The following is a 23,062-nucleotide window of genomic DNA, read 5'->3' as shown; positions in this document are numbered from 1 at the left end:
CGTTGATCAGACTCTCTGCCGCGCGGATGGTTCCTCGCGGCCTTCAGCGCGGATCGAGCGCGATGATCACGCCTTCATTGCCCCGGAGCAGGATGGAAGCATCCGGCAACGCCACGGGCGGCCGGTCGAGATGCGTCGACATCAGCAGGCGGCCGCGGCCCATCCAGTGCCATTTGCGCGGCTCGGCGGCGATGTTGAGCGCGACCAGAAATTCGTTGCGCCCGTCGGTCCGCTTGTAGGCGAGAACGTCGTTCTGCGCGCGCAGCGGCTCATGACCGCCGTGATGCAGGCCCGCATGCTCGCGCCGCAGCGTGATCAGCGCGCGAAACAGCGCCAGGATCGAATGCTCGTCGCGCCGCTGCCCGGCAACATTGGCCGCGCCATCCGGGGGGCTCCAGCGGCAGCCACGGACGGCCCGTGGTGAAGCCGCCGTCGGGGCTGTCGTCCCATCGCATCGGTGCGCGCTCGGGATCGCGGCAGAGGCCATATCCCGGCACCAGCCTCTCGAAAGGATCATGGACGCGGTCGGGTGGAATGGGCACGCGCTTGCGGCCGATCTCGTCGCCCATGAAGAGGAACGGCGTTCCCCGCAGCGTCATCAGCAGCATCGCCAGCACGCGCATTTGCGCTTCGCCGATCTTGCTCGCGACCCGCTGCTTGTCGTGGCCGCCGATCACCCAGACCGGCCAGGCATGCGCGGGCAGGGCGTTGAAATAGGCGTCGATCGTTGCCTGCAGCGAGAGAGCGTCCCATTGCGAGTCGAGCAGGGCGAAACTGAGCGGCAGATGCAGGCGCGGCTTGTCGTTACCGTAGAAATGGCCGATGCGGTCGGTCTTGCCTTGGACTTCGCCGCAGAGCATGCGTCCCCGATAGCCGTCGATCACCTCGCGGATGAATTCGATACAATCCATCGTCTCCGGCCGGTCGTCGGTGAAGACGGGCGTCTGGCGCTGTGGCGGCGGCTTGCTCCCGGCCGCCGGATTGGGCGGGTTGTCGCGCAAGAGTTCGTCCTTGATCAGGACCGCGCTGGCATCGACGCGAAAGCCGTCGACGCCGCGGTCGAGCCAGAACCGCATCACGCCCGCGATCGCGCCTCGCACCTGCGGATTGCGCCAGTTGAGGTCGGGCTGCTCGACCAGGAAGGAATGATAATAGTATTGCCGCCGCGCCTCGCACCATTCCCAGCCGCTGCCGCCGAAGCGGCTCAGCCAGTTGTTGGGCGGCCCGCCGTTCTCGGCCGCATCGGCCCAGATGTACCAGTCGGCCTTGGCGCTGGCGGGCGAGCTGGAGCTCTCGACGAACCATTCGTGATCATCGGCGGTGTGATTGGGGACGAGGTCGAGGATGAGCCGGATGCCTTCGGCGTGCAGAGCTTCGAGCAGCCGGTCGAAATCCTCGAGGCTGCCGAAGGCAGGATCGATCGCGCAATAGTCGGAGATGTCGTAGCCGAGGTCGCGGAACGGGCTCTTGTAGATCGGCGTCAGCCAGACTGCGTCGACGCCGAGCCATTTCAGGTAGTCGATGCGCGACAGCAAGCCGGCGAGATCGCCCTTGCCGTCGCCGTTGGAGTCCTGGAAGGAGATCGGTGCGATCTCGTAGATGACGGCGGATTCCCACCACGCAGCTTTATCACGGGACTCGACGCTCATCGCCGTGCTTCACCTCATTATCGGCGGGCGCTGCGATCTGCCTGGCCGCCGTTCTGACGCTCTCGATGCCCTTGGGGAAGCCGCTGCGGTTCGGATACAGCTTGCGCCGTGCCTCGCGCGGCGGCCGCCTCGGCCTGGTGTCCTGCGCGGCGCGGTAGTCGAGCATGGCGATGCCGCCGACCATCAAGAGCGCCAGCGCGATGTTGCCCTTCTTGGGATTGTCGGCTGTCAGCCCCGACAGCAGCGCGGCGGCATCGAGACCGTCGCCACCGACGCGGGCCCACAGGCCGGCGTTCTTGTCGACCGACAGCGACATGATCCCGGCCAGGATCTCGCGCACGCCGAAGGCGCGGACCATGGTCTCATGGCCTTCCATGCCCAGCGTTTCCGTGACGCGTCTCGGCGCGAAGAACTCGACGACGCCAAGGCCGATGCTGAACCAGCCGAGCGCGCGGGCGAGCTGATCTTCCGGCCGCTTCAGGCTCGGCCCGCCCTCGACGATTTTCGGATCGCCCTTGGTGCGGACGATGTTGGAGAAATGAAACATGGCTTGCTCCTTCAGGGCCTCAGCACGACCTTGACGCAGGAGTCGCGCTTGTCGCGAAACACCTGGTACATCTCCGGTCCTTGCTCGAGCGGGACGGTGTGGGTGATGACGAAGGAGGGATCGATCTCGCCCTCCTCGATGCGGCGGAGCAGGTCGTCGGTCCAGCGGTTGACGTGGGTCTGGCCGGTCCGCATCGTCAGGCCCTTGTTCATGAACGCGCCCATCGGCAGCATGTCGGACAGGCCGCTGTACACGCCGGGCACCGAGATGATGCCGCCGGGCCGGCAGACATAGATCATCTCGCGCAGCACGTGGGGCCGGTCGCTCTCCGCCATCACCATCTGCTTGGCGCGGTCGAGCAGCGTGTCGGGCAGGGAGGCCATCACATGCGATTCCATGCCGACGCAGTCGATGCACTTTTCCGGTCCCCTGCCGTCGGTGAGATCGTTCAGTCGCTCCACCACGCTCTCGGTCTCGAAGTTGATGGTGGTGGCGCCGCCGGCTTCCGCCATGCTGAGCCGCTCGGGCAGGCAGTCGATCGCGATCACCTGATTGGCGCCGAGCAGGATGGCGCTGCGGATCGCCATCTGCCCCACGGGACCGCAGCCCCAGATCGCAACGGTGTCGGTGGGCTCGATGTCGCATTGCACGGCGGCCTGCCAGCCGGTCGGGAAGATGTCGCTGAGGAACAGCAGCTGCTCGTCGGGAATGCCTGGCGGCACCTTGATGTGGGTGGCATCGGCATAGGGCACGCGGAGATATTCGGCCTGGCCGCCTGGATAGCCGCCGGTCAGATGGGTGTAGCCGAACAGGCCGGCCGTCGTGTGTCCGAACACCTTGTCGGCCAGATGGCGCTTGCGGTTGGTGGTCTCGCACACGGAGAAATTGCCGCGCTTGCACTGGTCGCATTCGCCGCAGATGATCGTGAAGGGCACGACGATGCGGTCGCCCTTCTTCAGCTTGCCGTCGACGCCGGAGCCGACCTCGACCACTTCGCCCATGGTCTCGTGGCCCATGATGTCACCGGGCAGCATGCCCGGGATGAAATTGTGGAAGAGGTGCAGGTCGGAGCCGCAGATCGCGCAGCTCGTGACCTTGATGATGGCATCGCGCGGGTCCTGGATCTCCGGGTCGGTGACGGTGTCGCAGCGGATGTCCTCCTTGCCGTGCCAAACCAGCGCCTTCATCTTCCGTCCTCCCGACTGAACCAGTTGGCCATCTAAGTCGAGGCGTGAACGTTGGTTGCTAACGCCGCGCGCAAATTCTTCGCACTGCACCGGCTGGCGCAAATCGCGACGCGGATAGGAACGAGAGCGCAGGGCAGTAATTGGGCGTGATCAACCTCAAGCGAGGACACGCTCATGCCCGCCAATCAACTCGCAATCGTCACCGGCGCTTCCACCGGTATCGGCCTGGAACTCGCAAGGTGCTGTGCCCAGGCGGGATTCAACCTCGTCATCGCGGCTGACGAGCCGATGATCGAGCGGGTGGCGGTCGATCTGCGCAGGCTCGGCGTCAGCGTTGAGCCCGTCGAGGCCGATCTCGCCACCACCGAGGGCGTCGACAAGCTCTGCGCCGCGGTCGGCGACAGGCCGATCGACGCGCTGCTGGCCAATGCCGGAATCGGGCTCGGCAGGGCGTTCCTCGATCAGGATTTTGCCAGGGTCAGGCACCTCGTCGACACCAACATCACCGGCACGCTCTATCTGATCCATCGCGTCGGCAACGAGATGCTGCGGCGCAAGTCCGGACGCATCCTGATCACGGGCTCGATCGCCGGCTTCACGCCCGGCAGTTTCCAGGCGGCCTATAACGCCAGCAAAGCGTTCCTGGACTCATTCTCGTTCGCGCTGCGCGAGGAATTGCGTGACAGCGGCGTCACCGTCACCTGCCTGATGCCGGGCGCCACCGATACCGAGTTCTTCCGCCGCGCCGGGATGATGGACACCAAGGTCGGCACCGAGCAGAAGGACGGCGCCTACGACGTCGCCAAGGCGGGGTTCGATGCGATGCTGCGCGGCGAGTCCGATGTCGTCACCGGGCTGAAGAACAAGATCCAGAGCACGGTCGCCAACGTCACCCCGAACGAGATGCTGGCCAGGCAGCATCGCAAGATGGCCGAGCCGGGAACGGCGAAGTCGTAGGGCGATGTCGTCGCAACTTCCGCGGCGCTGCCCGGCTGAACCGGCGGACTGACAAAAGGAGGAAAGCCGATTCACATAGCCTAATGCGCGGCGGCCCCGAAGCGGTCACATTGCCCGGGCTGGAAAGGGGGCTGCGATGGCGATGGATCGCATCGAACAGGCCTTTGTCGCGACCGCGATCACGGGTTTTCTCGTGATGGTGGCGGCATTTACCTGGATGATGATGAGCTGACGCGGAAAGGCTTGCCGTCTTGCGCGTCGCGCTACCTTACGTCGCCGTTGTGTTGTGCCTGGCGGTGACCGCCTGGCTCGCCTTCGCGCATCTGTTCTGATTCCCGTTTGGTTGCGGCTCGTTCATCCCGCAGGCGCAGCCCGTTCAGGCGACGATGGCTGCGGCGATGACGGTTGACCGTCGACGAGGCTCGCCAGATTCTGCACCATGGCCACGATGTCGATCGGCTTCTCCCAGATCGGCACGTCCTGGAATTCCGGCTCGATGCTGATCCTGTCGTAGCCCGTGGTGAACACGAAGGGCACCTGGCGTGCCCTAAGCTCCCGGGCGACGGGAAAGATCGGCTTGGCGCGGATGTTCACGTCGAGCACGGCTGCATCCAGAACGCCGCCATCGTGCAGCATTTCGACCGCATCCTCGATGTGGCCGACGGGACCGGCGATCTCCGCGCCGAGCGCGCGCAGCGCCTTGCCGATGTCATCGGCGAGAAAATATTCATCCTCGACCACGAGGATACGGCGACCCGTTAGTGGCGAGCTTAGCCTAGGCGGGGTGGTGGAGATAGACATGATCCCTCCAGCAAGCCTGCCGGACCGATGGGAACATAGGGTCGGAGGCCGGTTTGGTCCCAACGATGGAAGCCGGGGTGGGTTCCATGGCCAAACGCGACTCCATCATCATTTGCCTTTGATCCGTTGGGAGAATGTCGATTTTTGCTATGGTAGGGGCCAGTGCGCACCGAGCATGTCGAGCGTCCCGGGAGCGAGCTGCGCGCGCCACAGGCGAGCGCCTCCAGGCCACATTTCGAGGAGTTCGCGAGCAACCCTGAAGAGCATCCCTGAGTAGCCGAAACCGTCCACGAGGATACCAGTCTCTCAACGAGGAGTTACATTTGGCCCACGAGGAGCCCGGAGCTTCGCCCGAGGAGTTGCAGTTGGTCAACGAGGAGCTGACCATCATCAACGGCGAGCTGACGCACCGTGTCGAGGAATTGACGCGTGCCACCCGCGATCTCAAGAGTTTCCTGGAGAGCACGCGCATCGCGACCGTCTTTCTCGACAATGAGCTGCGCGTGATGAACTTCACACCGGCAATTACCCAGCTCCTGCATCTCGTGGAGACCGACACGGGCAGGCCCATCACTCACATCAAGGCGCGCATCCCGATCGAGGAACTCTATGACGACATTCGCCGCGTGCTGCGTACGCTTGCGAGCGCCGAGCGTGAGCTGAGCGCGCTGGATGGCGACACGCGCTACATCGTGCGCATCCTGCCTTATCACAGCATCGACGATGTCATCGCTGGCGTTGTCATCACCTTCATCGATGTTCCGGCGATCACCCGCGCCGAGGAGCGGCAGCGCCTGCTTTTGGCCGAGCTGCAGCACCGCGTTCGCAATACGCTCGGCGTGGTGCGCTCCATCGCCCGCCGTTCGGCCGAATCCGCCACTACTGTCGAGGAATATGCTTCCCATCTCGACGGACGGCTGAACGCGTTTGCCCGCACCCAGGCGCTGGTGACACGCGATCCCGAGGGCGGTGTCGATCTGGAATATCTCGTGGTCGAGGAGCTTCTCGCTTATAATGCCCGCGAGGGCGAGCAGATGCAGGTCTCAGGTCCCAAGGTGCGCTTCCAGCCCAAGGCCGCCGAAACGTTCGCGCTCGCGATCCACGAGCTTGCGACGAACGCGCTGAAATATGGCGCCTTGAGCCAGCCGAGCGGGCGTATTGAAATCGGCTGGCGCATCGACGAAAGCACGGAGCCCGCGGAGCTGGTGTTCGAATGGCGCGAGCGCAGCGGGCCACAGGTCAAGCCGCCGCCGCGAAAGGGCTTTGGCACGGAGCTTCTGGAGCGCACGCTGGCGTTCGAGTTCAAGGGGCTGACCTCCCTGGCATTCGACCCCCCGGGGCTGCAATGCACGATCGCTATTCCGCTGAACAAGCGCACGTTCCACACACCGGATGGCTGACTGATGTCCTTGTCGACCTCCGATCGCAGCCTGGTGGAGCTGGTCATTCGCCGGCTGAACGTGATGCGGCCGTTGTCGTCGGAGGCCCGTGCGTCGCTTGAACATGCGTTGCTCGAAGGTCTCGTGCGCGCCGGGGCGAGTGAAGACTTGATCTCGGAGGGCGATCCCGTTGACAGCGTCCGTGTGGTGCTATCAGGCTGGCTCTGCCGCTACAAGACGCTCGAGGACGGCCGGCGCCAGATCGTCAATTTCATCTTTCCGGGCGAGAGCTGTGACGCGCACGCGTTCTTGCTCCCCGTGATGGACCATTCCATCGCGACAATGACGCCGGTGGTCTACGCCGAGATCAAGCGCGCACGTTTCGAAAGTCTGACGATGAGCGATCGCTCGCTCGCCGAGGCGTTCTGGTGCGAGACCCTCGTCAACAACGCCATCCAGCGCGAATGGGCCATTAACCTCGGTCGCCGCACCGCCTTGGAGCGCGTGGCGCATCTGTTCTGCGAGATATTCGAACGGCTTCGTCCCGTCGGGATGGTCGACGGCAATTCCTGCGTCATGCCGGTCACGCAGATGGATCTCGCCGACGCCACCGGGTTGTCGGTGGTGCATCTTAACCGGACGGTGCAGGAGCTGCGTGCGACCGGTCTGATCGTGCTGCGCGACCGCACGCTGACCATCAACGATCTCGACGCGCTCAAGGACGCGGCGTTGTTCTCGCCGAACTACCTGCAGCTCTATCGGCCCGATTGATCGAGGCCGGGACAGCCGGCTAGCCGAGACCTTCGGTGCGTCCGGGATTGGCCGGCTCGCCCCCCCCCTGAAGTGCCGTGCATTCGGCTCGCTTGCGATACTCCTCCGCCATTTCCAGCAGCGCAGTCCGCGTTGCGGGGGAGGAGCTGAGAGCGGCCTGGCTCTCGCAGATTTTCTGCAGTCGGCGATAGTCGTCCATTTACGCCAATCCAAGCCGGTCACTCGATGTTCCCCAGATTAGCAAATTTTGTCACCGACTAATTTAACCTAGGTTATGCCGCGACCATGGGATGCGCCTGGTCTGCAACCGCTGTGGTTCTGGAACGTTCTAGAACCATCGCTATGCGCAATGACCTCAATCGGTAAGAACGCAACGGAGCGCTCCGACGACCCAGTGATCAGGGAGAACGCCCATGTTGACGCGGCGTCGAGTGAAGCAAACGGATCTGTTGGAGATGCGTCTGACCGCCGAAGCGGAGCGGCTGCGCGAAGAAGCCAAGTCGCTTCCGCCCGGAGCGGCGCGCGACGAGATGTTGCGTAAGGCGCGCCAAGCGGAGACCGGGTCCCAGATGAGCGAGTGGCTGCGCTCGCCGGGCTTGCAGCCGCCGGTTTGACGCCGGCTTGGCCTGGCGTGTGAACGGAGCGAAGCGTGCAGCAGTTCAGGCGGCACGCGCCGGGAACGGGTTAGATGTCGGCGCGTACCGATGCGCTGATGTCGTGGGCAGAAACCGGAAAAATGAGCGCCACGTCCATCGTCCCCGTTGTGTCCGGTTGTCACCCGGCGGTGCCTTCCGTCAACGCCGCTTCGCGGCTTTGGTTCGCCGGTTGTAGGGTGAGCGGTTGGCCGGACGCAGCGAAATCCCTTCGCGCTGCGCCTTGCTGCGAATGGCCGCGACCGGGCGCTGCAACTTGATGCTCATCACGCCCGTCGGCGTGTTTCCCTTCGCGAGCTGCTTCAGCTTGCTCACATCCGCAGGCGTCCACGGCTGACGCGCGCGGCGCTTGTACGCGGGATTGGCCTTGCGTGGCCCCTTGCGGCCGATCGGGGAGCCCGGCCGTTTCCATGCTGTCTTCGCCATGATGTTTCTCCTTCAAGTCGTTCTTGAACATGCGAATCAGCAATTCGGTTCCGGCGCAGTCGATTATCGTGACGAACGGCACGCGAGCACGAGGGACGATGACGTGCGGCCGTCCTCGCGCAAAATCGCGCAGCTTTAACTTTTTGAAATGCCGGAACCCGCCTTTGCGACGGAAGCTGAATGACAAGAGAACCTCGACCCCGGCGGCCCCCGCCGGCGCCGATTTCCGTCCAACCGAAATCACCGTGAACAACAATGACCGCCAAACGCAACCGCAGGAAACAGACCCAATCGCTCCAGGAGCGATTGGCCGCATTTGCCGAAAACGCCCGCGAGCGCGCACTCAGCCTGCCGCCTGGCAGGGAGCGCGAGCTGCTGCTGCAGCGCGCCAAGCAGAACGACGTGACCTCGAACCTGACGGACTGGCTGAGCGCACCGGTCTGCACGAGACGAGGAGAATGACGATGCGCAACTTCAAGCATTACCGCGCGTTCCAGATCGATCCGGACGGGCATGTGTTCGGATGCATCAATCTCGTCTGCGATAATGACGAGCAGGCCAAGCGCGAGGCCGCCTCGCTCGTGCTGGCCCATCGCATCGAGCTGTGGCGGCTGGACCAGCGTATCGCGAAATTCGATACGCCGCAGGACGTGGCGCGCCAGTAGCGGCAAGGAACCGGTTGCTGCCCCCCGGGTTGGTCGGATGATACCGCCTTCGCCGGGAGCCAACATGACGGATGCCGAAATTCGCAAGGGGATGCCGCCCGTCAAGCTGTCGCGCGAGGAGTTCGAACGGCGCTACAAGCGTCAGTTCATCGATCCCGCCTTTGCCCCACTGCAGCGCGAGCTCGATGCCGTGGTCGGCGCCGCTTGGGACGCCTATAGCCATTCGCGCAAGGCGCCGTTGACGCGGAAGGCGGGCGCGGGTTTCTCCGACCCCGATTACGACATTGCTATCGACTGGCTCGACGCGCGCGCGAAGATCCTGGCGGCGCAGCGCCGGCATGACGATGCGCAGGAGACGCCGCGCATTCTCATCATTAATGGCTCGGCCCGGAGCGAGCACACCTGTCCCGGCGAGATGTCCAAGACCTGGCGTCTGGTCAAGTTGGCCGAACCTGTTTTCGTCGAGATGGGGTTTGCTGTCGACATTCTCGATCTGTCGCGCCTCGCCTCGGAATTCGGCAAGAATATTCATCCCTGCAAATCCTGCGTCGGCACGGCCATGCCGCTCTGTCACTGGCCGTGCAGCTGCTATCCGAACTATTCGCTGGGGCAGACCGGCGACTGGATGAACGAGATCTATCCGCTATGGGTCGCGGCCCACGGCATCCTGATCGTGACGCCGGTGAATTGGTACCACGTGCCGTCCGGGCTGAAGGCAATGATGGACCGCATGGTCTGCGCCGACGGCGGCAATCCCGATCCGACCTCGACGCATGGCAAGAAGGCCGATGAGGCCAAGGCGATGGAGCTGAAGGGCTGGCCCTATCCGCGCCATCTCGCCGGCCGTCATTTCGGCGTGGTCGTTCATGGCGACGCCGTCGGTGCCGAGGGCGTGCGCCGCGCTTTGTCGGACTGGCTGACCGACATGCAGCTGATCTCGGCGGGGCGCTTTGCCGAGCTCGACGGCTATGTCGGCTACATGGAGCCATATGCCACCTCGCATCGCGAGCTCGACGACGACGGGGAATTCCAGCAGGAGGTGCAGAACGCGGCGCGCGCGCTCGGCAATGCCGTCCGGCTGGCGCGGAGTGGGCAGCTGCAGGAGCCTGGCGCCGGTCTTGCGGATCCGAATCCCAAATGACCGGCGCGCGGTTCGATTGCCTGGTCGTCGGCGGCGGCCCTGCCGGGCTGATGGCCGCGATCTATCTGGCACGCTTCCGCCGCAGCGTCTGTGTTGTGGACCTTGGCGCGAGCCGGGCCGCGCTGATCCCGCGCAGCCACAACGTTCCCGGCTTCGTCCACGGACTATCAGGCGCGGACCTGATCGCGCGCATGTCGGCGCAGTTGGGCGAGCTCGCCGTCGAGCGCGTGGAAGCCGAGGTTACCGCCTTGCAGCGGCGCGACGACGGCTTTCAGGCGATCTGGAACGGCGGCGCGCTCGAGGCCACCACCGTCATCCTCGCCAGCGGCATCGTCGACAGCCATCCGCCATTCGAGCAATGGCGCGCCGCGGTCGCGGACGGGCTGCTGCGCTATTGTCCCGTCTGCGACGCCTTCGAGGTGATCGGCCGCCGCATCGGCGTCGTCGGCCCGCTTGGCCGGGCCGCCGGCAAGGCACTGTTCCTGCGCAGCTACTCGCGCGAGGTGACGCTGCTCGCGACCGGACAGGACGACGAGGAGAGCGTGACATCGGAGCTGGTCGAGGCCGGCGTCGACATCGTGTTCGCGCCCGACCTGCGCTTGCGGCGAAGGGTGGGGGGTCTCGAGGCCGTTTTCGTCGATGGCCGGACGATGCAATTCGACACGGTCTATCCGGCGATGGGGGCCGAGGTGCGTTCGCAGCTCGCGGTCTCGCTGGACGCCGATCATACCGGGGAGGGTTATCTGAAGGTCGACGACCATCAGCGTACCTCGGTTGACGGCCTTTACGGCATCGGCGACGTCGTCACCGACCTGCACCAGATCTCGGTCGCATTCGGCCACGCCGCGGTTGCCGCCTGCACGATCCACCACAGCCTGCCGCGGCGCCTGGCATGAGGAGCGCGGCACCAGACATCGAAGACGTCGCGGGGGGATCTTCGACGAAGACCTCTGTTTACGCGGCGCTGCTCGGCAATGTCCTCGTCGCGGTCACCAAGATCGGCGCCGCTGCGTGGACGGGAAGCTCGGCGATGACGAGCGAGGCCGTGCATTCGCTCGTCGACACCACCAACGAGATCCTGCTGCTCTACGGCTACCGGCGCGCGAGCCGTCCGCCCGACGAATGCCACCCGCTTGGCTATGGGCGCGAGCTGTATTTCTGGAGCTTCATCGTTGCACTGCTCATCTTCGCGCTGGGCGCCGGTGTCTCGCTGTATCAGGGCATTCTGCACGTCGCCGCACCCGAGCAGATCGAAGATCCCATGGTCAGCTTCGTGGTGCTCGGCCTGTCGTTTCTGTTCGAAGGCGCCTCCTGGCTGGTCGCCCTGCGGCACTTCAGCGCCGATGGCCAGCGCTTCGGATACTACCAGGCGTTCGTTCGCAGCAAGGATCCGCCGGCATTCATGGTGCTGCTCGAGGACAGCGCGGCGCTGGTCGGCATCGCCATCGCTGCCGCGGCCACAGCGGCTGCCGTATGGCTGGAGCAGCCGGTCTGGGACGGCATCGGCTCGATCCTGATCGGCATATTGCTGGCGGTCACGTCCGTCGGCCTCGCGCGCGAGAGCAAGAGCCTGCTGATCGGCGAGCCTGCCGATCCGGAGCTGGCGCGGTCCGTTCTGGATATCGCACGGCGCTCGCCCGGCGTGCTCAGGGCCAACGGCCTTCTGACGGTACAGCTGTCGCCGGCTGAGATCGTCGCCGCCCTGAGCGTCGAGTTTGCGGATGACAAGCGCGCGGACGACATCGAGCAATGTGTCATTGCGATCGAGGCGGAGACCCGCAAGCGGCATCCGGGCGTGAAGGCGCTGTTCATCAAGCCGCAGACCAATGTCCGCTACCGCGCGCTGCGCGAGAGGCGCTTCGGCTAGCGCTGCATCGGACGGTTCCGCGGACGTCACAATCGGCCGGAACCAGGAACGAAGTGCGTTGCCTTGCCTTGGTGGAGCGGGGGATACCGATGCGCAACGGAGAGAACCGGATGGCTCAATCAGAAGACATGACCCGCTGCATCTCGCTCTGCATGAGCTGCTACCAGACCTGCCTCGGCACGGCGATGAACCATTGCCTCGAGACCGGCGGCAAGCACGTCGAGCCGAAACACTTCCGCCTGATGATGGCCTGCGCCGAAATGTGCCGGACGGCTGCGCATTTCATGCTGATCAACACGCCGCACCACCGGCATACCTGCGGCGAATGCGCCGAGATCTGCACCGAATGCGCCGCCGATTGCGAGCGGGTCGGCGGCATGGACGAATGCGTCTCGGCGTGCCGCTCCTGTGCACAATCCTGCCGCGCGATGGCAGCCTGAAGGACGAAGCCCATGCTGGAAGAGAAACTCAAGGACGCCATCATCGGCGAGCTGCAGCGGCAGGCCGCCGACCGGCCGCAATCGCTCAAGGTGCAGGGCGAGGTGAAGAGCTCGGAGGAGCTGACCGTCAACGGCAGGATCGACCTTGGCGCCCTCGTCATGGTGATCGCGGGATCAGTCGCCGGCGGGCCTTGAGGTCGACCGGCCGCTTCTCATGCGCTTCGCGCCGCGCGTCGCAGCGACTGCGGCGGCTGACCGAATGCGCGGATGAAGGCCCTGCGCATCCGCTCGGGGTCGCGAAAGCCGGTGGATTGGGCGACGCGCTCGATGGCCTCTCCGGAGGACTGCACGCGCTCGCGCGCCACCTCGACCCGCAGGCGCTCGACCGCCTTGGTCGGCGTGGATCCGGTCTCGGCAGTGAAGGAGCGGACGAAATGTCGGGCGCTCAATCCGGCGCGTTCGGCCAGCGCCTCGACCGTGAGATGCGCATCCAGATTCTCGCGCACCCATGACAACAGGCTGCCGAAGCGGCCGTTCGGCGTCTTGAGCTCGAGCAAGCTCGAGAACTGCGATTGTCCGCCGCTGCGGCGATGATAGAGCACCAGCTGCCGCGCGGTCGCCTGCGAGACCTCCTCGCCATGGTCCTGCGCGATCATGGCGAGCGCGAGATCGATCCCGGCCGTGATGCCGGCCGACGTCCACACCCGATCGTCGCGGATGAAGATCTGGTCCGGCTCGAGTCGCACCTTCGGGTAGCGTCCGATGAAGTCGCGGGTGCAAGACCAGTGCGTGGTCGCGCAGCGCCCGTCCAGCAGTCCCGCCTGCGCCAGAAGATAGGCGCCGTTGCAAACGCTGGCGATGCGCACGCCGCGGCTCGCCAGTCGCTGGATGAAGGCGATGGTCGTCTTGCAGCGCGCCGCGGCCTCCACGCCCTCTCCACCGGCGACGAACAGCGTCGTGACCGAGCTTGCCGATCGCAGATTGCGCGCCAGCATCTCGATGCCCGACGAGCTGCGCACGGCGCCCGCTTTCGTTGCGACGGTGATCACGCGCGGCGCATTCGGCGTGTGACGCCTGGCGATCTCGAACACCGAGATCGGACCGGCCGCATCCAGCAACTGGAATTCGGGAAAGATCAGGAAGCCGATCATGGGCGTGTCCAGAATTGAGGGAATTAAGCCATTTCGACCGCAAGGCCAACATGGCAGGCTGCAACCGTCAAGCACGTTGTCGAGGTTGGACATGTCGGGCCCGTTGCAGATCGGTCTTCTGGTTTTTCCGCGCGTCACCCAGCTCGATCTCACCGGTCCCGCCCAGGTCTTCTCCAGCCTGCCTGACGTGACCGTGCATCTGGTCTGGAAACGCATCGAGCCGGTGCCGAGCGATTCCGTCATCGCGCTGACGCCGACGGTCACCTTCGCCGATTGCCCGCAGCTCGACGTGATCTGCGTTCCGGGCGGCTACGGCACCGACGAGCTGATGCTGGACGAGGACGTTCTCGCTTTTCTGCGACAGCAGGAGAGGGGCGCGCAATACGTGACGTCGGTCTGCACCGGCTCGCTCGTGCTCGGCGCCGCCGGTCTGTTGAAGGGATATCGCGCGGCCACGCACTGGACGGCGAGGGATGCATTGCCGCTGTTCGGAGCCGAGCTGTCGCAGGAGAGGGTCTGCACCGACCGTAATCGCATGACGGGCGGCGGCATCACCGCCGGCATCGACTTCGCGCTCACCCTGGTGTCGATGTTGCGAGGCCAGGCCGCTGCGGAGATGATCCAGCTGCGCATGGAGTACAATCCCGCACCGCCCTTTGCGGCCGGCTCGCCGGACACGGCACCGGCGGCGATCGTCGCTGCCATGAAGGAACGGGTTGCGCCTGCGCAGGCGCGGCGGCTGGACTTCGTCAGGAAGGCCGTCGAGCGGCAGGGATAGCGAGCAGATTCGACCGGCCGAGCGCCGTCGGGACCGGATATCGATCATCGCCGACATGCCGTCGCGATGCTGAAGCGGAGGGGGCAATGGCGCCTTGTCGTGTTGGAGAATTGCTATCGTCGCGCAGCCGGCTTTGCCGTTTGACCTTCGGCCTCATCCTGGCGCTCAGTCCGGCAGCGCTGGCCGAACGGAGCGCGGCCGCCGAATTCTCCGGTGGCGTGGTCAGGATCGGCATCATCAATGACCAGGCCGGACCGTTGTCGGATCTGGCCGGGCCCGGCTCCGTCGTCGCCGCGCGGATGGCCGTGGACGATTTTCAACGCGCAACGCCGGGGCTGAAGGCCGAGATCGTCGTCGCCGACCATCAGAACAAGCCGGATATCGGCGCCCAGATCGTCCGCAAATGGTTCGACGTGGACGGCGTCGACATGGTGGCCGACGTCGGAAACTCCGCGGTGGCGCTCGCCATCCAGTCGATCGCGCGCGACAAGAACAGGATCGTGATCTATTCGGCGGTCGGCACCACCGAGATCGGCGGCAAGCAATGCTCGCGCACCGGCCTGATGTGGCTGCACGACAATTACAATCTGGTCGCCGGCTCGGTCCGAAAGCTGGTGTCGCAAGGCTATGACAGCTGGTTCTTCATCGCGTCCGACTACGCGTTCGGACGCAATATGGTCGAGGTGTCCCAGCGCGTGCTGGCGGCGGCAGGGGCCAAGTCGCTCGGCGCGGTCTTTCATCCGCTGGGAAATGCCGATTACGGCTCCTTCCTGCTGCAGGCCCAGGCGTCCAAGGCCAAGGTGGTTGCGTTCGCCAATGCCGGCGAGCAGCTCGTGACCTCGATGAAGCAATGGAACGAGTTCGGAATGAACGCGGGGCCGCAGAAGGCGGTCGCCGAGCTGATGTTCCTGACCGACGTACACGCGATGGGGGCCGAAACGGCCAAGGGGCTGACGACCGTCACCGCCTGGTATTGGGCGCTCAACGAGGAAACGCGCGCGTTCGCCCAGAGGTTCTACAAGCTTCACAACGCCATGCCGACCGCGCCGCAGGCCGCCGTCTACTCCGCCGTGTCGCAATATCTGAAGGCCGCGTCTGCGGCCGGAACGGACGAGACGAACGCTGTTCTGGAGCAGATGCGCGCGATGTCGGTCGACGATTTCTACGCGCGCGGCGCGCGGCTGCGCGCCGACAACAAGCTGGTGCATGATTTCTATCTCGTCGAGGTCAAGAAGCCCTCGGACGTGAAGACGCCCTGGGACTATTACAACGTCGTCGAGAAGATACCTGCCGAGGACGCCTTTCTGCCGCTGAGCGACAGCGAATGCCCGTTGCTCAAGACGTCACGAAACTAGCGCTTCTCGTCAAGACAGGCGGCCGGCCGCTTCAGCCATATTCCTCGCCGATGCCGTATTCCCGGTAGATCTCCAGCGGATCGAGGTCGGGGAACAGGCGGCATTTGGCCTGGGCGAGGTGCAGGCTCACCGCCGCCGGCTCCTTGCCGTTCGCCAGCATCTTGCGGAGGTCGTCCATATGCGCGTTCGGCTGGTGCTTCGGTTCGAGCTGCTCCAGCGCGACCAGGGCGGTCGCGAGAGCCTCGGTCAGAACCCAGTCGTCGTGGCCGGTGATTCCCTTCTTCGGCATCGGCAGATCCCAGATGTGACGGCAGCGCACAGTCTATCGCGACTTCCGTCAAATCGCCATTGAGCCGTAGCGGGCGCGCTGCGTCAGGGTAGGCCGACCGCCATCGTCCGGCTTGCATTATGGCGGCGTGTGGCTAAAAGGCGGCGACTTGCAGTATCTTTGTTGAAACAAAGTTGGCGTAGACGGGCCGTCACAACCCAGCTCCCGGTCTGGGTCCCGATCCCGAATTCGCAGCACGATCCGGCTGCGCACCCCTCAAGGCTCGAGCCAGCATGGTTTTTCTCAGCTTCGTCTACCGCTTCATCACCAACTTCGCGTTCATGGCGGTGGTCTATTTCAGCCTGAACTTCATGGAGAAGTATCCGAACCGGGCGATCCTGGCGATCCTGGTGCTGATCTATGCCGCGATGCGCGCGGTCTCGACGCTCCGCGCGTTCTACTTCTTCCAGAAGATCGAGAAGCTGGAAGCCGAGACGCGGAGGCTTCAGGGCCCGATCAATGACGGCTCCGGGGGAACGAACGCGCGCAAGCAGGTGGTCGCCGACGTGGCCCGGCTGCGCCGCGACGGCGAGCTCAAATCCTATATGGACCTGTTCTTCCTGGCGCTGATCGTGCTGCTCTGCGTCGCCGCCATCATGCGGCAGTAGGTAGGGATTAAGCGCGCTTCTTCAGGCTGGCGATGCGGGTCGAGCGCGGCGTGGCGCTCTTGGCCTGCGCGGCAGGCTTGGGTGCGGCCGGTGCCGCATGCGCGGTGTGCCGAGCCTGGGACTTGGCCGTCTTGCCCTTTGCGGCCTTGCCCCTGGCCGCATGCGGCGTCTCGGCGGCCATTGCCAGCCGGGTCGCGGCACGCCGCGACAATGTCGTCGACAGCAGCACCTCGACCGAGCCTTCCGGGATCGCAAACAGAGCGCGGCCGGGCACGGGCAGGGCGGATGCGACGTCCATCTGACCCTTGGTTCGGCGCGGCAGCAGCGGCTGATGCTCGGTCTGCGCATTGAGGTCGGCGAGCGAGGGCGCCGGAAGCGTCCTGGTCTGCGTGAACACGAAGCTCGGAACGGAAGGCCAGCGCGCGATCGGCACGGTCTCGGTCGGCGGATGCAGCAGCCATTCCACCGGCGTGGTCGGCGTCGCCGGCCGCTCGGCGGTCGCCGGCACAACATGCACGATGCGATAGCCGCGCGCCTTGAGGTCGCGGATGATTTTTGGCAGCGCCGCGACCGTCCGGGCCTGGATGTCGTGCAGCAGCAAAATGCCCTTGCCCTTGGCCTCCAGCCGCTGGATCGCGAGCTGATAGACGCGGTCGGACGACACATGGCGCCAGTCGTCGGCGGGGAAGTCGGCGCTCCACACCTGGATGCCGCGCGAGATCAGATGGTGTTCGACGCCTTCGGCGCGCATCAGTCCGGGAATGCGGAAGAACGGCGCCAGCTTGGACGGGTCGGTCATCGCGGCCGAGGTCCACTCGATGCCGCCGTTGATCTCGGCCTCGGCCTTCTCGATCGGCATCCGGTCGAAGGTCAGCGGATGGTTCATGCTGTGGGTGCCGACCGTGTGGCCCGCCGCCACCAGCTTGCGCACGCCTTCGGGATTCGCTTTGGCCTGGCTGCCGATGATGAAGAAGGTCGCCTTGATGCACTCGTCGTCGAGCATCTTGAGGACCTGGTTGGAATATTTCGGCAGCGGACCGTCGTCGAAGGTCAGGACGACCTCATGATCTTTGAGCGGCAGCGTCTCGCGGTACTGCATGGTGCCGATCAGCGGATGCTCGCGCGGATCGACCACCAGGGTGCGGGACGTGCCGAGCGCGTCGGGATGGCCCGGGCAGTCGGCGGCAAGCGCCGCCGGCGATCCGATGGTCGAACATCCAAGGAATCCGCCGAGGCAAAGGACGATCCACGATCGCGTCCGCAAGACAACGCTACTTCCGATCATGAACCCCGTCTGCCCTCATGTGCGATGGCCGCCATAGTAGGTCGGAGACATCAGGAAACGGTTCAGGCGCCAGCAGCCTTACCCGTCACAAAGTCCCCGTCCATTAGCAGGGGGTATCATGAACAGAGTGTTAATAGGGCCCAAATCACCCCATTTTGCGCCGGCGTGACATTCCGGCATCAGCGCGCATCGGCGCTCTTCTGCGGCGGGCCGGCCGGCACGATGTGGACCACGCGAAAACCGTTCTCCCTCAGATACCGCAGGAAGGCCGGCATGATCGCGGCGGTGCGCGCCTTGGGGTCGTGGAAGAGGACGATGCCCTTGCCGCTAGCGGCAAGCCGCTCCGTGACCAGCTTCAATTCTTGCTCCGGCGTCATCTCGTTCCAGTCGCTGGCCCAGAGGTCAGCGCCGAACACGACGACGCCGCGGGACTGGAGCAGGTCGAGCTGCGCTTGCGTCCCCTGGAAATAGGGAAAGCGGAAGAACGGCGTCGAAGGCGTCGCCGTCGAGCTGCCGTGCAGCGCCATCTCGACGGCCGCGACGCCGCGGTCGATCTCGCCCTTGGCCTTGTCGAACGGGATCCGCGCCATGAACGGATGCGAGAAGGTGTGGTGGCCGACGGTGTGGCCCTCGCGCGCGATGCGCTTGACCATGTCGGGATGCTGGCTGGCGTGCAGGCCGATCAGGAAGAAGGTCGCGCGCACGCATTCCTGCGCCAGCGCTACCAGCACCTTCGACGTCGTCGGCGGGTTCGGCCCGTCATCGAAGGTCAGCACGACCTCGTGATCGGCCAGCGCAAGCGTCTGCGGAAAGCTCTTCAGGCCCACGCGCGGCGTGGTCCTGGCATCGACACTCAGCACGCGCGAGGTGCCGAGCGCGTCCTTGCGCGGGCACTCGGCGGCTTCCGTCGAGGCGATGCCGATCAGGGCAGCGAGGGCCGCGCCTGATGACATCGCGGTCCACCGCTGTCGAAGCATCTTTGTCATTGCGCTCGGCTTTGCCTTGTGGGTATTGCCTGACCGTCAGCCCAGACCATTCGTTCCAACCTGTCAAACGGCGAGGCGCGCCATGGATGAACATATGGACGTTGCCCGATCCGCTGCGGATTCGGTACTCGACCACGTGCCGATGCGCAATGAAGACGGCGATATCAGGCACGAATTCGTCGAGGAAATCGCCCATGCGATCGAGGCCGGCGACAGCGCCTCGCTGCGCGCCTGCGTCGCCGAGCTGCACGAGGCCGATCTCGGCGATCTCATCGGCGCTCTGGAGCCCGACGACCGCGTCCGCCTGGTCGAGCTGACGGGGCGCGATTTCGACTTCTCCGCGCTGAACGAGCTCGACGAGGGCGTGCGCGAGGAGATCCTCGAAGAACTGCCGCCGGAGACCGTCGCCGAGGGCGTTCGCGAGCTCGAATCCGACGACGCCGTCGAGCTGCTGGAGACCCTCGACCAGGCCGAGCAGGAGGAGATCCTCGAGAAGCTGCCGCTCAGGGAGCGCGTCGCGCTCGAACGCAGCCTGCTGTACCCCGAGAATTCCGCGGGCCGCCGGATGCAGACCGAGTTTATCGCGGTGCCCCAGGATTTCACCGTGGGGCAGGCGATCGACTACATGCGCGAAACGCCGGATCTGCCCGACCGCTTCTACGAGATCTACGTCGTCGACAAGGACCAGCACTGGCAGGGCGCAGTCCCCCTCGACGTGCTGCTGCGCGCGCGCCGGCCGGTGCCGCTCACCGAGCTCACCGACGAGGACCGCCGCCGCGTCTCCGTCCTGGAGGACCAGGAAGAGGTAGCGCGCATGTTCGGCAAGTACAATCTCGTCGCAGCTCCCGTGCTCGACACCCAGGACCGCCTGGTCGGCGTCATCACCGTCGACGACGTCGTCGACGTCATCGAGGAGGAGGCGGACGAGGACCTCAAGGCGCTCGGCGGCGTCACCAGCGACGAAGAGCTATCGGATACCTTCCTGACGATTGCGCGCGCGCGGTTCAACTGGCTGCTGGTCAATCTCGCGACAGCCTTCCTGGCGTCCTCCGTGCTCGGCCTGTTCGAGGGCCAGCTGGAGAAGATGGTCGCGCTCGCCGTGCTGGCGCCAATCGTGGCGAGCCAGGGCGGCAATGCCGCCACCCAGACCATGACGGTGGCGGTGCGGGCGCTGGCGACGCGCGAGCTAGGTTCTTCCAACGCCTGGCGCGTGGTGATGCGCGAGGCGCTGGTCGGTCTCGTCAACGGGCTCGCCTTCGCCGTGATCACGGGGATTGCGGCGGTGGCCTGGTTCAAGATCCCAGGCCTCGGCATCGTCATCGGGCTGGCGATGGTGTGCAACCTCATCGCCGGCGCGCTTGGCGGCATCCTGATCCCGATGGCGCTGGAGCGTGTCAGGGCCGACCCGGCGGTGGCGTCGGGCACCTTCGTCACCACGGTGACGGACGTGGTCGGCTTCTTCTCCTTCCTCGGGATTGCGACGCTCTGGTTCGGGTTGAGGTAGGGGCGGGCAGCGGGAATTCGTAGCCCGGATGGAGCGCAGCGCAATCCGGGGGTGCCCCAAGCGACAGTGGTCCCGGATTACGCTGCGCTCCATCCGGGCTACGGGCTCCTGTCTTTAATCCGAACTTAAGCGACCTGCCGCATCATCGCCTCGCTTGGGGGAATGAGCATGCGGTTGCGGCTGAAGGCGGACGGACGAGTCGTTGAGTTGCGGGATGGACAGGAATTTCCGGTCCAGCCGTCGCCGGTCGAGCCCACGGCCAATGCCGCGCCGGCCGACGCCAACCCACTCGCAGTGCGCGATTTGCGCCGCCGCGCCTGCCTGACCCAGATGGAGTTCGCCGCCAAGCTCGGCGTTCCCGTCGAGACCATCCGCAACTGGGAGCAGGGCAAGCGCGCGCCGCGGGGACCGGCCCGTGCGCTGCTCGCGGTGATCGCGCACGCCCCGGATACCGTGTTCCAGGCGCTCGCCAAAGCCTGACGCCAAAGCCCTGACACCGAGGGCTGCCGGGCCCTGACGCGAACCTCCCGTTAGCATTTGCGCCAAATAACCCGCTGGACTGCCGCGGCCTTCCGTTGGCAGCATCGTGGGCCGGGTCCATAATGAGACCGGATGACGTCAGGGGCTGCCGCAACGGAAGAGGAGTCCTCATGCTGTTCGTCGAGGCCAATGGCGCAAAAATCCCGGCGATCGGGCTCGGGACCTGGGAGCTGAGCGGAAGACCTGCCGCGCGCCTGGTCGAGCAGGCGCTGCGGCTCGGCTATCGCCACATCGACACCGCGCAAGTCTACGAGAACGAACGCGAGGTCGGCGACGGCGTGCGCGCCTCCGGCGTGCGGCGCGACGACATCTTCCTCACCACCAAGGTCTGGACCAACCATTTCGCGCCCCACGATCTCGAGCGCTCGGTCAAGGAGAGCCTGGCCCGCTTGCGGCTTCCTAGCGTCGATCTGTTGCTGCTGCACTGGCCCAATTCGCACGTGCCGCTGGTGGAGACGCTCGGCGCGCTGTCGCATGCGAAGACCATGGGCCTGACCCGTCACATCGGCGTCTCCAATTTCACGGTGGCGCTGATCGAGCAGGCGGTCGCGCTCTCGCCGGAGCCGCTGGTCTGCAACCAGGTCGAATACCACCCTTATCTCGATCAGGCGAAGGTGAGGGCGGCCTGCGACCAGCATGACCTTGCGCTCGTCGCCTACAGCCCGATCGCCAAGGGACGCATCAAGTCCGACCAGAGGCTGGCCGAGATCGGACGCGCCCACCGCAAGTCGTCGGCGCAGGTCTGCCTGCGCTGGCTGGTGCAACAGAATGTCGCTGCGATCCCGCGCACCTCGCGCATCGAACGCCTGTCTGAAAACATCGAGATCTTCGATTTCGAGCTGTCGGAGGACGAGATGAGCCGGATCGCCGCACTCGCCCATCCGAAGGGCCGCCTGACCGACTTCGGCTTCGCCCCGAAATGGGATTGAGAGGGGGCCGGGGTATGCTAGGACCGCGACGGCAACCCAAGATCGGTCGATGGAACTGCGGAAGATCATACGGACGGACATTGCGGCGTCAGCAATCGCGCATCTGACGCTGGTGGCGCTGATCATCGTGATCAGCGAGGTCCATCCGTTTCGCAGCCAGCCGCCGGAGACCGTGACCGTCGACATCGTCACGCCGGAGCAGGTGAAGGAAGAGATCAAGGAGCAGGAGACGAAGGAGGCGGCCAAGGAGAAGCCGCCGGAGCCGACGCCCGATCTGAAACTGCCGAAGCTCGATTTCACCGACAAGTCCGAAGCGGCGGACAAGCCCGCGGCCAAGCAGCAGGCCGCGGCACCGTCGCAGCAGACGCCACCTGAACCGCAGCAGAAGCAGCCGCAAACCTCGCCGGCGCCGAAGCAGCGTGAGGCCAACGTGCAGTCGCAGCCTCAACAGCCACAGCCGTCGCAACAGCCGCCGCCGCAAGCCCAGCAACAACCGCCGTCCCAGGCGATGCCGCAGCCACCGATGCAGCCGCCGCCGCAAGCGATGCAGCAGCCGGAGGCCGCACCGCCGCCGGCCTATCAGGCTCCGCAACCTGACGTCACCGTCAAGTACGGCGTCATGCTGGGCCTGCCGCCGGAATTGCCGCCGGAACTGCCGAAAGACACCCCCAAGGACGATGGCGGCGATGCCAAGGATTCAATCGCAGCCAAGTTGCCGGCTGAAGTCATCGCCGCGCTTCGTCGCCATTTGCGCAGCTGTGCGAAATTGCCGGCCGGACTCAGCCCGACCGACGCCGTTCACATCAAGCTGCGCACGGTGTTCGCGACCGACGGCACGCTGGCGCGCGAGCCGATCCTGATCGAGGCTCCGCCGTCCGCAAAAGGGGTGGCACTCGTGAAGTCCGCCATGAGCGCGCTCCAGAACTGCCAACCTTACAAGATGCTGCCGGCAAATCTGTACGGGGAATGGAAGATCATGGACCTGCCGTTCAGCCCACGGGATTTCGGATCGTAGCTTCGCGTAGCCCGGATGAAGCGACTTGTCCGCCATAGCTCGAAGAGCGACGGCGGAAGCGCAATCCGGGGCCGCTCGCCCGGCATCTCGCACCGTCCCG

The 23,062-nt window shown here is 65.3% G+C and carries 26 protein-coding genes and 2 pseudogenes; 18 read left to right on the top strand and 10 right to left on the bottom strand.

What is annotated here, in order from left to right; genetic code table 11:
- Positions 1-43: 43 nt before the first annotated feature.
- The 3 genes and pseudogenes from GGD61_RS00140 to GGD61_RS00130 form a co-directional block, all read right to left on the bottom strand.
- Positions 44-1,649 (bottom strand): annotated as a pseudogene (locus GGD61_RS00140) (alpha-amylase family glycosyl hydrolase).
- A complete protein-coding gene (locus GGD61_RS00135; protein WP_183229835.1) occupies positions 1,630-2,196 on the bottom strand; it encodes a hypothetical protein in 567 nt (188 codons plus the stop codon). The pseudogene GGD61_RS00140 and the gene GGD61_RS00135 overlap by 20 nt, the downstream one beginning before the upstream one ends.
- Before the next feature lie 11 nt (positions 2,197-2,207).
- Positions 2,208-3,383 (bottom strand): zinc-dependent alcohol dehydrogenase, encoded by a 1,176-nt coding sequence (locus GGD61_RS00130; RefSeq protein ID WP_028140556.1) that lies wholly within the window; start codon positions 3,381-3,383, stop codon positions 2,208-2,210.
- A gap of 174 nt (positions 3,384-3,557) precedes the next feature.
- On the opposite strand from GGD61_RS00130, the gene GGD61_RS00125 reads away from it, so the two are divergent.
- A complete protein-coding gene (locus tag GGD61_RS00125; RefSeq protein WP_092260016.1) occupies positions 3,558-4,340 on the top strand; it encodes an SDR family oxidoreductase in 783 nt (260 codons plus the stop codon).
- Between the two features lie 354 nt (positions 4,341-4,694).
- Here the strand turns inward: GGD61_RS00125 and GGD61_RS00120 are convergent, their stop codons facing one another.
- Positions 4,695-5,141 (bottom strand): response regulator, encoded by a 447-nt coding sequence (locus GGD61_RS00120; RefSeq protein WP_183229833.1) that lies wholly within the window; start codon positions 5,139-5,141, stop codon positions 4,695-4,697.
- Positions 5,142-5,303: 162 nt separating this feature from the next.
- Here GGD61_RS00120 and GGD61_RS00115 point away from each other — a divergent pair.
- Both GGD61_RS00115 and GGD61_RS00110 read left to right on the top strand, forming a co-directional pair.
- Positions 5,304-6,541, top strand: a pseudogene (locus GGD61_RS00115) (sensor histidine kinase); the annotation flags it as partial.
- A gap of 3 nt (positions 6,542-6,544) precedes the next feature.
- Positions 6,545-7,291, top strand: coding sequence for a Crp/Fnr family transcriptional regulator (locus GGD61_RS00110; RefSeq protein WP_183229831.1), 747 nt, complete (start codon positions 6,545-6,547; stop codon positions 7,289-7,291).
- Positions 7,292-7,310: 19 nt separating this feature from the next.
- Here GGD61_RS00110 and GGD61_RS00105 read toward each other — a convergent pair whose 3' ends face one another.
- Positions 7,311-7,490, bottom strand: coding sequence for a hypothetical protein (locus tag GGD61_RS00105; protein ID WP_183229829.1), 180 nt, complete (start codon positions 7,488-7,490; stop codon positions 7,311-7,313).
- 214 nt (positions 7,491-7,704) lie between these two features.
- On the opposite strand from GGD61_RS00105, the gene GGD61_RS00100 reads away from it, so the two are divergent.
- On the top strand, positions 7,705-7,905 hold the full coding sequence (locus GGD61_RS00100) for a hypothetical protein (RefSeq protein WP_018320604.1): 201 nt from the start codon (positions 7,705-7,707) through the stop codon (positions 7,903-7,905).
- A 180-nt stretch (positions 7,906-8,085) separates the two neighbouring features.
- Here GGD61_RS00100 and GGD61_RS00095 read toward each other — a convergent pair whose 3' ends face one another.
- Complete coding sequence (locus GGD61_RS00095; RefSeq protein WP_092260012.1) at positions 8,086-8,370, bottom strand: hypothetical protein; 285 nt, start codon at positions 8,368-8,370, stop codon at positions 8,086-8,088.
- A gap of 255 nt (positions 8,371-8,625) precedes the next feature.
- Here GGD61_RS00095 and GGD61_RS00090 point away from each other — a divergent pair, with 255 nt between their 5' ends.
- From GGD61_RS00090 to GGD61_RS00060, 7 genes are all read left to right on the top strand, one after another.
- Complete coding sequence (locus GGD61_RS00090) at positions 8,626-8,832, top strand: hypothetical protein (RefSeq protein WP_018320602.1); 207 nt, start codon at positions 8,626-8,628, stop codon at positions 8,830-8,832.
- A 2-nt stretch (positions 8,833-8,834) separates the two neighbouring features.
- Positions 8,835-9,035 carry a hypothetical protein gene (locus tag GGD61_RS00085; protein ID WP_092260010.1) on the top strand — a complete coding sequence of 67 codons (201 nt, stop codon included), beginning with the start codon at positions 8,835-8,837 and terminating at the stop codon, positions 9,033-9,035.
- Between the two features lie 64 nt (positions 9,036-9,099).
- Positions 9,100-10,176 (top strand): flavodoxin family protein, encoded by a 1,077-nt coding sequence (locus GGD61_RS00080; protein ID WP_183229827.1) that lies wholly within the window; start codon positions 9,100-9,102, stop codon positions 10,174-10,176.
- The gene (locus tag GGD61_RS00075) at positions 10,173-11,072 is read left to right on the top strand and encodes an NAD(P)/FAD-dependent oxidoreductase (RefSeq protein ID WP_092260006.1); all 900 of its coding nucleotides are present in this window, start codon (positions 10,173-10,175) and stop codon (positions 11,070-11,072) included. The genes GGD61_RS00080 and GGD61_RS00075 overlap by 4 nt, the downstream gene beginning before the upstream one ends.
- The gene (locus tag GGD61_RS00070) at positions 11,069-12,043 is read left to right on the top strand and encodes a cation diffusion facilitator family transporter (protein ID WP_092260004.1); all 975 of its coding nucleotides are present in this window, start codon (positions 11,069-11,071) and stop codon (positions 12,041-12,043) included. Before GGD61_RS00075 ends, GGD61_RS00070 begins: the two co-directional genes overlap by 4 nt.
- A 110-nt stretch (positions 12,044-12,153) precedes the next feature.
- The gene (locus GGD61_RS00065; protein ID WP_092260383.1) at positions 12,154-12,483 is read left to right on the top strand and encodes a four-helix bundle copper-binding protein; all 330 of its coding nucleotides are present in this window, start codon (positions 12,154-12,156) and stop codon (positions 12,481-12,483) included.
- A gap of 12 nt (positions 12,484-12,495) precedes the next feature.
- Entirely contained in the window at positions 12,496-12,678 is a 183-nt protein-coding gene (locus GGD61_RS00060) for a hypothetical protein (protein WP_018320596.1), read from the top strand.
- A 17-nt stretch (positions 12,679-12,695) separates the two neighbouring features.
- On the opposite strand, the gene GGD61_RS00055 is transcribed toward GGD61_RS00060, so the two are convergent.
- Positions 12,696-13,634, bottom strand: a complete 939-nt coding sequence (locus tag GGD61_RS00055; RefSeq protein ID WP_028140546.1) for a GlxA family transcriptional regulator — start codon at positions 13,632-13,634, stop codon at positions 12,696-12,698.
- 91 nt (positions 13,635-13,725) lie between these two features.
- Between GGD61_RS00055 and GGD61_RS00050 the strand changes: the two genes are divergently transcribed.
- Both GGD61_RS00050 and GGD61_RS00045 read left to right on the top strand, forming a co-directional pair.
- Positions 13,726-14,412, top strand: a complete 687-nt coding sequence (locus tag GGD61_RS00050; RefSeq protein WP_092260002.1) for a DJ-1/PfpI family protein — start codon at positions 13,726-13,728, stop codon at positions 14,410-14,412.
- Positions 14,413-14,498: 86 nt separating this feature from the next.
- Complete coding sequence (locus tag GGD61_RS00045) at positions 14,499-15,767, top strand: ABC transporter substrate-binding protein (protein WP_244550728.1); 1,269 nt, start codon at positions 14,499-14,501, stop codon at positions 15,765-15,767.
- A gap of 31 nt (positions 15,768-15,798) precedes the next feature.
- Here GGD61_RS00045 and GGD61_RS00040 read toward each other — a convergent pair whose 3' ends face one another.
- Positions 15,799-16,056: a hypothetical protein gene (locus tag GGD61_RS00040; RefSeq protein ID WP_018320592.1), complete on the bottom strand. Its 258-nt coding sequence runs from the start codon at positions 16,054-16,056 to the stop codon at positions 15,799-15,801.
- A gap of 272 nt (positions 16,057-16,328) precedes the next feature.
- On the opposite strand from GGD61_RS00040, the gene GGD61_RS00035 reads away from it, so the two are divergent.
- Positions 16,329-16,703, top strand: coding sequence for a hypothetical protein (locus GGD61_RS00035; protein WP_018320591.1), 375 nt, complete (start codon positions 16,329-16,331; stop codon positions 16,701-16,703).
- Between the two features lie 7 nt (positions 16,704-16,710).
- Here the strand turns inward: GGD61_RS00035 and GGD61_RS00030 are convergent, their stop codons facing one another.
- Positions 16,711-17,988, bottom strand: a complete 1,278-nt coding sequence (locus GGD61_RS00030) for a polysaccharide deacetylase family protein (protein ID WP_092259999.1) — start codon at positions 17,986-17,988, stop codon at positions 16,711-16,713.
- 179 nt (positions 17,989-18,167) lie between these two features.
- On the bottom strand, positions 18,168-18,941 hold the full coding sequence (locus GGD61_RS00025) for a polysaccharide deacetylase family protein (RefSeq protein ID WP_177237296.1): 774 nt from the start codon (positions 18,939-18,941) through the stop codon (positions 18,168-18,170).
- A gap of 115 nt (positions 18,942-19,056) precedes the next feature.
- On the opposite strand from GGD61_RS00025, the gene mgtE reads away from it, so the two are divergent.
- From mgtE to GGD61_RS00005, 4 genes are all read left to right on the top strand, one after another.
- The gene (mgtE, locus tag GGD61_RS00020) at positions 19,057-20,478 is read left to right on the top strand and encodes a magnesium transporter (RefSeq protein ID WP_018320588.1); all 1,422 of its coding nucleotides are present in this window, start codon (positions 19,057-19,059) and stop codon (positions 20,476-20,478) included.
- A gap of 162 nt (positions 20,479-20,640) precedes the next feature.
- The gene (locus GGD61_RS00015; protein ID WP_038949950.1) at positions 20,641-20,958 is read left to right on the top strand and encodes a DNA-binding transcriptional regulator; all 318 of its coding nucleotides are present in this window, start codon (positions 20,641-20,643) and stop codon (positions 20,956-20,958) included.
- A gap of 170 nt (positions 20,959-21,128) precedes the next feature.
- Complete coding sequence (locus GGD61_RS00010) at positions 21,129-21,947, top strand: aldo/keto reductase (protein WP_092259995.1); 819 nt, start codon at positions 21,129-21,131, stop codon at positions 21,945-21,947.
- Positions 21,948-21,996: 49 nt separating this feature from the next.
- Positions 21,997-22,962, top strand: a complete 966-nt coding sequence (locus GGD61_RS00005) for a hypothetical protein (protein WP_092259993.1) — start codon at positions 21,997-21,999, stop codon at positions 22,960-22,962.
- Positions 22,963-23,062: the final 100 nt, after the last annotated feature.

The sequence above is a fragment of the Bradyrhizobium sp. SBR1B genome (assembly GCF_014198205.1).
Classification (GTDB): Bacteria; Pseudomonadota; Alphaproteobacteria; order Rhizobiales; family Xanthobacteraceae; genus Bradyrhizobium.
The sequence above is the reverse complement of the archived record's forward strand: the minus strand, read 5'-3'. Positions and strand labels throughout refer to the sequence as shown.

Coding starts and splice junctions, on each gene's coding strand:
- GGD61_RS00135 (WP_183229835.1), bottom strand. CDS start 2,196: ATGTTTCATTTCTCCAACATCGTCCGCACCAAGGGCGATCCGAAAATC.
- GGD61_RS00130 (WP_028140556.1), bottom strand. CDS start 3,383: ATGAAGGCGCTGGTTTGGCACGGCAAGGAGGACATCCGCTGCGACACC.
- GGD61_RS00125 (WP_092260016.1), top strand. CDS start 3,558: ATGCCCGCCAATCAACTCGCAATCGTCACCGGCGCTTCCACCGGTATC.
- GGD61_RS00120 (WP_183229833.1), bottom strand. CDS start 5,141: ATGTCTATCTCCACCACCCCGCCTAGGCTAAGCTCGCCACTAACGGGT.
- GGD61_RS00110 (WP_183229831.1), top strand. CDS start 6,545: ATGTCCTTGTCGACCTCCGATCGCAGCCTGGTGGAGCTGGTCATTCGC.
- GGD61_RS00105 (WP_183229829.1), bottom strand. CDS start 7,490: ATGGACGACTATCGCCGACTGCAGAAAATCTGCGAGAGCCAGGCCGCT.
- GGD61_RS00100 (WP_018320604.1), top strand. CDS start 7,705: ATGTTGACGCGGCGTCGAGTGAAGCAAACGGATCTGTTGGAGATGCGT.
- GGD61_RS00095 (WP_092260012.1), bottom strand. CDS start 8,370: ATGGCGAAGACAGCATGGAAACGGCCGGGCTCCCCGATCGGCCGCAAG.
- GGD61_RS00090 (WP_018320602.1), top strand. CDS start 8,626: ATGACCGCCAAACGCAACCGCAGGAAACAGACCCAATCGCTCCAGGAG.
- GGD61_RS00085 (WP_092260010.1), top strand. CDS start 8,835: ATGCGCAACTTCAAGCATTACCGCGCGTTCCAGATCGATCCGGACGGG.
- GGD61_RS00080 (WP_183229827.1), top strand. CDS start 9,100: ATGACGGATGCCGAAATTCGCAAGGGGATGCCGCCCGTCAAGCTGTCG.
- GGD61_RS00075 (WP_092260006.1), top strand. CDS start 10,173: ATGACCGGCGCGCGGTTCGATTGCCTGGTCGTCGGCGGCGGCCCTGCC.
- GGD61_RS00070 (WP_092260004.1), top strand. CDS start 11,069: ATGAGGAGCGCGGCACCAGACATCGAAGACGTCGCGGGGGGATCTTCG.
- GGD61_RS00065 (WP_092260383.1), top strand. CDS start 12,154: ATGGCTCAATCAGAAGACATGACCCGCTGCATCTCGCTCTGCATGAGC.
- GGD61_RS00060 (WP_018320596.1), top strand. CDS start 12,496: ATGCTGGAAGAGAAACTCAAGGACGCCATCATCGGCGAGCTGCAGCGG.
- GGD61_RS00055 (WP_028140546.1), bottom strand. CDS start 13,634: ATGATCGGCTTCCTGATCTTTCCCGAATTCCAGTTGCTGGATGCGGCC.
- GGD61_RS00050 (WP_092260002.1), top strand. CDS start 13,726: ATGTCGGGCCCGTTGCAGATCGGTCTTCTGGTTTTTCCGCGCGTCACC.
- GGD61_RS00045 (WP_244550728.1), top strand. CDS start 14,499: ATGGCGCCTTGTCGTGTTGGAGAATTGCTATCGTCGCGCAGCCGGCTT.
- GGD61_RS00040 (WP_018320592.1), bottom strand. CDS start 16,056: ATGCCGAAGAAGGGAATCACCGGCCACGACGACTGGGTTCTGACCGAG.
- GGD61_RS00035 (WP_018320591.1), top strand. CDS start 16,329: ATGGTTTTTCTCAGCTTCGTCTACCGCTTCATCACCAACTTCGCGTTC.
- GGD61_RS00030 (WP_092259999.1), bottom strand. CDS start 17,988: ATGATCGGAAGTAGCGTTGTCTTGCGGACGCGATCGTGGATCGTCCTT.
- GGD61_RS00025 (WP_177237296.1), bottom strand. CDS start 18,941: ATGTCATCAGGCGCGGCCCTCGCTGCCCTGATCGGCATCGCCTCGACG.
- mgtE (WP_018320588.1), top strand. CDS start 19,057: ATGGATGAACATATGGACGTTGCCCGATCCGCTGCGGATTCGGTACTC.
- GGD61_RS00015 (WP_038949950.1), top strand. CDS start 20,641: ATGAGCATGCGGTTGCGGCTGAAGGCGGACGGACGAGTCGTTGAGTTG.
- GGD61_RS00010 (WP_092259995.1), top strand. CDS start 21,129: ATGCTGTTCGTCGAGGCCAATGGCGCAAAAATCCCGGCGATCGGGCTC.
- GGD61_RS00005 (WP_092259993.1), top strand. CDS start 21,997: ATGGAACTGCGGAAGATCATACGGACGGACATTGCGGCGTCAGCAATC.